Raw genomic sequence first — 7,574 nt, forward strand, 5'->3', positions numbered from 1 at the left:
GCGAGGCGAAGCCGTCAGCCGCGAAACGGCGGGCGCGGGCGACGATGCCGGGGGCGGCCTTGTGCTGGCCCCCGCCGTGGCCGAGGAGGATGAGCGGGCGCGGGTCGTGATCGCCGGCCGGCGTCCACAGGACGCCCGGCACGTCGCCGATCGTGAAACGTCGTTCGATGAGCCCGTCGTCGACGGTCTCGGAGGTGAACTGCATGGTGCTGCCTTTCGGATGCGTCAGGGACGCTCCGCGGCTGCCGATGCGGCTAGGCCGTGTCTCGAGGGAGCGCCCACGTGGTCTGCATGTTGATGGGTCTCACCTCCTCGGTCCGGTCGTCGTGCAGCATACCCGCTCTCCGGCTCCCGCACTCCGGGCCTCGAGCCATAGACTGACCACCGCGAGCCGCCGCTCGCACCCACCCCGCGTCGGAGCGGCGGGAGTCAGGGGCTGTCGGCTCCAGGCAAGGGGACACGGATGGCGGGCTTCGCGGCGTGGCTCTTCGGCCTCCGTGTCCAGCAGCCCCGCGAGTACCGCCGGCTCATGCGCATCCGTCGCCGGGTGTACACGCCCGTCGCCCGACTCGACGCCGAGATCATCCGGTCGGCGGAGCCGATTCCGTTCGAGGAACTCGACCGGGCCCGATTCCGTCCGCTTCGACCCGGCACCCACTGGGGCAAGGTGTTCGACTGCGCCTGGCTGCGCATCACGGGCGACGTGCCGACGGGGGTCGAGCACCCTGTGGTCATGCTCGGCATCCGGGGCGAAGGCCTCGTGCATTCGCCGCACGGCGAGCTGCTCGACTCCGTGAGCACGGTCTTCCAGCAGGGCGACCTGCCGCAGAGCGGCGGCGGACGCTACCGGCCCGTCCAGAACGTCGACACCTCGACCGGGAGGGTCGACCTCTTCGTCGACGTCACCTACAACGGCTGGATCCTCTACGAGGTGGGCCGCGCGGTCTACCACGGCGCCCACCTGGCCACCCGGGACGACGAGGCGTACGCGCTCTTCTACGACTACCTCACGCTCCTCGTGCTGGCCGGTGCCACCGAGGACGCCGCACTCGAGGCCGACCTGCGGCGCGCGCTGGACGACGCCTACCGCCGCTTCACCGCGAGCGACGTCGCCGGAGCGCGAGCGGCCCTCGCCGAGCACCTCTCGGCTCCGTCGACGAGCGAGTTCGTCTACAGCGCCGTCGGACACGGCCACCTCGACATGGCGTGGCTGTGGCCGCTGCGCGAGACACGGCGCAAGGCCGCGCGCACCTACGTCCGCGCGCTCAACGCGGTGGACCGACGTGATGACTACATCTACGGCACGTCGCAGCCGCAGCAGATGGCGTGGATGCAGCAGCGGCATCCGGCGCTCTTCGATCGGATGCGGCGGGCCGTCGCCGACGGACGCATGGAACTGCAGGGCTCGTTCTGGGTCGAGCCCGACACGAACCTGCCGTCGGGCGAGTCGCTCGTGCGGCAGGCGCTCGTCGGCCGCCGGTTCCTCCGGGAGGAGTTCGGGCTCACCGATGAGCAGCTGCGCCTCTGCTGGCTGCCCGACACCTTCGGATACAACGGCAACCTGCCGCAGATCCTCCGGGGTACCGGGATGGACTGGTTCCAGACCATCAAGCTCGCGTGGAACACGGTCAACGACTTCCCGCACCGCACCTTCCACTGGCAGGGCATCGACGGGTCCACCGTGCTCGTCCACATGCCACCCGAGGGCGACTACAACAGCCGTGGGGCGGCCGACAACCTGCTCACCGGCCTGAAGCAGTACCCCGAGATCGCACTGAACACGGCGCTCCTCGTCTACGGCTCGGGCGACGGCGGCGGCGGACCGAACGAGATCCACCACGAGGTCACGGGGCGTGAGCGGAACCTGCGCGGCCTTCCCAGGGTCGAGTACTCCTCGGCCGGCGACTTCTTCCGCTCGCTCGAGCAGCGCGAGATCCCCCACACCCACGTCGGCGAGCTCTACCTCGAGACGCATCAGGGCACCTACACGACGCAGGGGCGGATCAAGCGCCTCAACCGCCTGGTCGAGCGCAAGCTGCACGAGGTCGAGGCGCTCGCGGTGCTTGTGGAGGACGACAGCAGGCCCGTGCTGGAGCAGCACTGGCGCGACGTGCTGCTGCACCAGTTCCACGACATCCTGCCCGGCTCGTCGATCGCCCGTGTCAACCGCGAGGCGATCGAGACCTACGAGCGCATTGGGGCGGCGCTCGACGACTACGCCGACGAGCTCGTCGGCCGCCTGCCGCGCCGGCCGGGAACGGCCACCGCCGTGAACCTGACCGGCCTGGCCCGGAGCGAGTTCGTGAAGACGGATGAGGGCTGGTTCCACGCCGAGGTCCCGTCGTACGCCGCGGCGCCACTGGCAGCGGCCCGGGAGCAGCCCGACCTCGTCTCCTCGGAGGACACGCTCGGCAACGGGATCCTCACGCTGGGGTTCGACGCCGCCAGCGGCGAGATCGTCTCGTGCCGCGGCAGCGACGGCGCGGAGCTCGCCGGCGGCGGCCTCAACCGGCTCGTCGTGCACACGGACCCCTACGTGTGGCCGTTCAACGCGTGGGACATCAAGGCCGACTACGTCGGGAAGACCCCGCGCACGCTCCGGGTCAGCCACGTCGAGTCCACGGTCGACGGTCCGGTGGCCGTGCGCCGCCAGGTGCTCCGTGGACGCGGCGTCACGATCGACCAGCGCATCGTGCTCGAGGCCGGCAGCGACGTCGTGCGGTTCGAGACCGAGGTCGACTGGCACACGCGGCACCGGATGCTGCGCGCGGAGTTCCGGCCGGTCCACTACGGCGAGACCGTGCAGTGCGAGATCCAGTTCGGTCACATCGAGCGGGTGACCACCGAGCGCGACGCCGTCGAGAAGGCCCAGTTCGAGGTCTGCGCGCACAAGTGGATCGCCACCGAGGATGCCGGCGGCGGGTTCGCACTGCTCAACGACGGCAAGTACGGGCACCGTGCCAAGAACGGCCTGCTGAGCCTCAACCTGCTGCGCTCCCCGACGTTTCCCGACAAGACGGCCGACCGCGGCATCCACCACTTCACCTACGCGTTCTGCCCGTTCGAGCGCGGCGATCTCGCCAAGGTGGTGCGCGAGGGCTACCGGCTCAACAACCCGCTGCGGATCACCGACGGTGTGGCGTTCGACAGCCTGGTCGGTGTCGACGAACCGGGCGTCATCGTCGAGACCGTGAAGCGGGCCGAGAACGGCAACGGCGTGGTGCTCCGGCTGTACGAGAGCCTCGGGCGTCCGACCACGGTGACACTCCGGGTCGACCGGGCGTATCGTGCGGCGCACGAGACCGACCTGCTCGAGCGACCTCGCGATGCGGCCGACCTCGATCGGATCGACTTCGGGCCGTTCGAGATCAAGACGATCCTGTTGGAGGACTGAGCGTTGACGGCAACGGCGAACCAGGGCGCGACCGAGGACGTCGTCCCTCCGAGACGGCAGCGGACGGCCGTGATCACGGCGGGATTCGGCCAGAACATCGTGCTGACCACGGTGTCGACGTTCATCCTCGTCTACCTGCTGCAGTACGCGGGGATCAGCACGGCCGGACTGGCGGTGGTGACGATCATCATCACGGTCTCGAAGGTCGTCGACGCGATCCTCGACCCGGTGATGGGCAGCATCATCGACATGACCCGCACCCGTTGGGGCAAGCTCCGCCCGTACATCCTGTTCTCCGCCGCGCCCGTCGCACTGCTCTCGGGACTCCTCTTCACGGTGCCCGACACCGCCGAACCACTGAAGCTCGTGTACTTCGGCGTCTGCTACGTGCTGTGGAGCCTCGCCTACACGGTGTGCGACGTGCCGTTCTGGGGTCTCATCGGCTCCGCCTTCGCCGACCCGGCCGAGCGCACGCGGGTGATCGGAATGGTCCGCGCCTTCGGAGCCATCGCGCTCGGACTCGCGACGCTCGGGATGCCGTGGGTGGCTCGCCTCCTGAGCTTCGGACCCGAGACCACGAGCAGCGGATGGTCCCTGGCCGTGTTCATCACGTCGTTCCTCGGCATGGGGGTGTTCCTGCTCGCCTTCTTCTTCACCCGCGAGCGACGTACCTCGGCCGCGTCCACGGGGCTCTCCCTGCGTCAGCTCGTGACCACGTTGTTTCGCAACACCCCGTTGCTCATGGTGCTGCTCGGTTCCGTGCTCGGCTTCGGGCGGTTCATCGTCCAAGCGGGCGGCGCCGTCTTCGTGGTGATCGCGTACGGGAACGAGGGCACCTTCACCCTCGTCGGTGCCGCGATCATCCTGGGCATGGTCGTCTCGTCGTTCTCGACGCCCCTGCTGCTCCGCCGGCTCTCGGGGCGTGCGCTCATCGTGGGCAGTTCGCTCGTCGCCGCCGTCCTGTACGTCGCCATGTACCTGGTCGGCTTCGAGAACCTCGCCGCGATCCTGGTGTTCATCTTCCTGACCGGCCTCACCCTCGGGATCTTCCTCGTCACGCAGGCGACGATGATCGCCGACTCGGTGGACGACGCGGAGCGCCGCCTCGGGGTGCGCAACGACGGCATCTCCTTCGCCAGCCTCACCTTCGCCACGAAGATCATGAACGCGCTGGCCGTGCTCGTGTTCGGGGCGTTCGTGGTGATGGCGGGGTACGAGGCCGGCGTGACGGTCACCCCTGAGATGCAGAACACCGTCTTCGTGGCGATCACGCTCGTGCCGGCGGCCAGCTGCCTGCTCTCGGCGGTCCCCTTCCTGTTCTATCGGCTGGGTGCGCCAGCGGCGGCCCGTCCGGACACGATGGACTGACCTCTGCCGTTGTCGCAGCGACCGCGGATGGCCGGCGGCGGCAGCGATCCCGTTGCACGCGGCCCGCAGATGCAGAAGATCCCGGCCTCGTTCGAGACCGGGATCTTCTGTCTTGGTTGCGGGGGCAGGATTTGAACCTACGACCTCTGGGTTATGAGCCCAGCGAGCTACCGAACTGCTCCACCCCGCGACGCTGACTCCCCTGCGGCAGTCATTCCTTGCGATATGCCTGATCAGCTCGGGATTGCTCGATCGGGCTGATCGCGACGACGGTTTCAGTCTAGCGGACGATTCGAGTCTGTTCTGACCGCCTCGATCGCCGCTGAGACGCTCTTGCGCCGAGTTCTCGCCAAGTGATCGAATCTTCTCCAACCCCACCCGCCCGCTCCGCCTGCCGCGGATCGGGCGTGCGTGTCCCGGACTCGGCGTCAACCCGTTGATCGGCGCCGGGCACTGCCGCACGCTGAAGGTATGCAGACGGTATCGGTGACGGAAGCCAGGCAGACATTCGCGTTACTCGTCGACGCGATCGAGCAGGGCAACGACCCGGTGGTGATCACGCGGCGCGGCGACGCGGCGGTCGTGCTGATGTCGTTCGAGATGTTCGAGGAGTTGCGCTCGTCGCACCGTGCCGACCCGTGATCGCCGCGCTCATCCCATCAGGAACCGCTCGCACCCGACGAATGGAAGTCTCAGCACGCTTGCGGCGGAGGGTGTCAACCCGGTTGCTCGACCGGCGACCGGCCGATGGACTCGGAACACCTACCAAGGAGGACGCGTGGACCCGCAGGCACGGCAGCAGAGACTCGCTGGTTCCGACCAGCAGACGGGGCCGGGGTCCGGTCACCGTGTCATCCCTGCGTCTGGCGCCGGAACCGCGTCGAGCGGAGTATGCGCCCATCCCGTGAAACGGGACGGTGGAATGGAGTGACCGTCTCTATCGGCACGTCGGGCTGGGGCTATGACCACTGGGAGTACGTGCTGTACGAGCCCGGGCTGCCGCCTCGAGATCGCCTCGACCGCTATGTGTCCGCGTTCTCGACCGTCGAGCTCAATGCGTCGTTCTATCGCTGGCCGAGCGATCGGTCGTTCCGGTCCTGGCGCGGTCGGCTCCCCCACGACTTCGCGATGTCGGTGAAGGCTCCTCGCGGACTGACGCACGCCCGCAAGCTGTACGGCGCGGAACCATGGCTCGAGCGAATGGCGGAAGGTTGGCACGCGCTCGGCGACCGCCGCGCGGTGATGCTCGTGCAGCTCCCGCCGTCGCTTGCCCGGGACGACGCACGCCTCGCGTACTTCCTCGAGCGTGTTCCGGAGTGGACGCAGGTCGCGGTCGAGTTCCGGCATCCGAGCTGGCACGTCGACGAGGTGTACCGACTGCTCGAGGTCAACGACACGGCGTACTGCGTGATGAGCGGCGCCGAACTCCCATGCATCCTCCGTGCCACCTCACGCGTCGTCTACGTGCGGATGCACGGCCCCGACCATCGACACCTGTACGGCGGGTCGTACTCCGACCAGGATCTCGCGTGGTGGGCGGACCGGATCCGGGAGTGGGACGGTGGAGGCCACGAGGTGTTCGTGTACTTCAACAACGATGGGGGCGGTAACGCGGTTCGCAACGCATGGCGGCTCCAGGAATTGCTCGACGCCTGACGCGCCGCGGAGGCACGGTGTGCAGCCGGGTCACGGAACAGCGCGAGGCGACGCTGCTTCACCGGCGCCAGCGTCGCGTCATCGGATACCGTCCGGATGATGCATCCGCTCGCTCGCGGCCGCCAGCGCCTCCGCGATGCACGTGAACCGGCACTCGCCCGGTCCGCCGCACATCCACATCACCTCGACCCAGTGCTCGTGCCGCTCGACGAGGCCGAGGATCCGGCGGGCGTCGTTCTCGGGGATCCGGGCGTCGGAGAGCCGCCACGCGTCGTCGCCGACCGCGACGAGTTCCAGGTGCGGGTCGATCACCGCGCCGGCGTAGGAGATCAGCATCGCTTCCACCCCTTCGGCAGCCGTTCATGTCCTGCATCTCAGCGTGCCTGCGCTCCGACGGATGCCACAGGGACTTGACATGCGTGAGACGAGAAGTCCGGCTCGGTGCTCGTGAGTCGGGTCTGGAGGGTGAGAGTCGCCAGGACCCCAGTCCCGGCCGGGCGCAGGACCACCTCGGAGCGCACGGCATCATGCGGGTCGCTTCTCGGAGTGTCAAGTCCCCTGCGGCGGTGTGAGGTCCAGCGTAACGTCGCCACAGTCAACACCCGAGCATCCTGTCGAGGAGCATTCACGACACGCCGGCCGGATCCCGAACGACTCGGCCGAGCTGCGGGCACGATGCGCCTCGCGCGCCACCACGGTTCCCTGCGAACCGTGGTGCCGTCGTGCCGTCGGAGCCGGTTGCTCCTCCTCGCCCGGGCACATCCGACATCCGAAACACCATGAAAGGCCACCCCAATGATCGACACCAACGAAATCAGCACCCTCATCGGCGCCCACGCCTACGACCGCGACGGCGAGAAGATCGGCAAGGTCAACCAGGTGTACGTCGACGACCGCACCGGTCGCCCCCTGTGGGCAAGCGTCAACACCGGATTCTTCGGTACCTCCGAAACGCTCATCCCGCTCGAGGACGCAACTCGGGACGGCGACAGCCTCCGCATCGCGTACGACAAGGCGTTCGTCAAGGACGCGCCCCGGATCGAGATCGACGGCGCCATCAGTCCCGAGGAGCAGGACCGCCTGTTCACTTACTACGACCTGGGCGGGTCGCAGTACGCGGGCGACTTCGACTTCGGCACGACCGGGCACGACACGT

Annotated in this window: 6 protein-coding genes, 1 tRNA gene and 1 pseudogene; 5 read left to right on the forward strand and 3 right to left on the reverse strand. The window is 68.4% G+C overall.

Features of this window, described 5'->3' with window-relative positions; all coding sequences use genetic code 11:
* Positions 1–205 (reverse strand): annotated as a pseudogene (locus GH736_RS13705) (alpha/beta hydrolase); the annotation flags it as partial.
* Positions 206–463: 258 nt separating this feature from the next.
* On the opposite strand from GH736_RS13705, the gene GH736_RS13710 reads away from it, so the two are divergent.
* Positions 464–3,394, forward strand: a complete 2,931-nt coding sequence (locus GH736_RS13710) for an alpha-mannosidase (protein WP_159604194.1) — start codon at positions 464–466, stop codon at positions 3,392–3,394.
* A 3-nt stretch (positions 3,395–3,397) separates the two neighbouring features.
* On the forward strand, positions 3,398–4,762 hold the full coding sequence (locus GH736_RS13715) for an MFS transporter (RefSeq protein ID WP_159604196.1): 1,365 nt from the start codon (positions 3,398–3,400) through the stop codon (positions 4,760–4,762).
* A gap of 113 nt (positions 4,763–4,875) precedes the next feature.
* Here the strand turns inward: GH736_RS13715 and GH736_RS13720 are convergent.
* Positions 4,876–4,952, reverse strand: a tRNA-Met gene (locus GH736_RS13720).
* Between the two features lie 281 nt (positions 4,953–5,233).
* Between GH736_RS13720 and GH736_RS13725 the strand changes: the two genes are divergently transcribed.
* Positions 5,234–5,404, forward strand: a complete 171-nt coding sequence (locus GH736_RS13725; protein WP_159604198.1) for a type II toxin-antitoxin system Phd/YefM family antitoxin — start codon at positions 5,234–5,236, stop codon at positions 5,402–5,404.
* 285 nt (positions 5,405–5,689) lie between these two features.
* The gene (locus tag GH736_RS13730) at positions 5,690–6,418 is read left to right on the forward strand and encodes a DUF72 domain-containing protein (RefSeq protein WP_159604200.1); all 729 of its coding nucleotides are present in this window, start codon (positions 5,690–5,692) and stop codon (positions 6,416–6,418) included.
* Positions 6,419–6,496: 78 nt separating this feature from the next.
* On the opposite strand, the gene GH736_RS13735 is transcribed toward GH736_RS13730, so the two are convergent.
* A complete protein-coding gene (locus GH736_RS13735) occupies positions 6,497–6,754 on the reverse strand; it encodes a hypothetical protein (RefSeq protein WP_159604202.1) in 258 nt (85 codons plus the stop codon).
* 459 nt (positions 6,755–7,213) lie between these two features.
* Here GH736_RS13735 and GH736_RS13740 point away from each other — a divergent pair.
* Positions 7,214–7,574: PRC-barrel domain-containing protein (locus GH736_RS13740; protein ID WP_162529560.1), on the forward strand; the 361-nt coding region annotated here is incomplete at its 3' end.

It is taken from the genome of Agromyces humi (assembly GCF_009720255.1).
GTDB lineage: Bacteria > Actinomycetota > Actinomycetes > Actinomycetales > Microbacteriaceae > Agromyces > Agromyces humi.

What these genes read in the sequence shown, in the direction of transcription:
- GH736_RS13710 (WP_159604194.1), top strand. Translation starts at nt 464, where the DNA reads ATGGCGGGCTTCGCGGCGTGGCTCTTCGGCCTCCGTGTCCAGCAGCCC.
- GH736_RS13725 (WP_159604198.1), top strand. Translation starts at nt 5,234, where the DNA reads ATGCAGACGGTATCGGTGACGGAAGCCAGGCAGACATTCGCGTTACTC.
- GH736_RS13735 (WP_159604202.1), bottom strand. Translation starts at nt 6,754, where the DNA reads ATGCTGATCTCCTACGCCGGCGCGGTGATCGACCCGCACCTGGAACTC.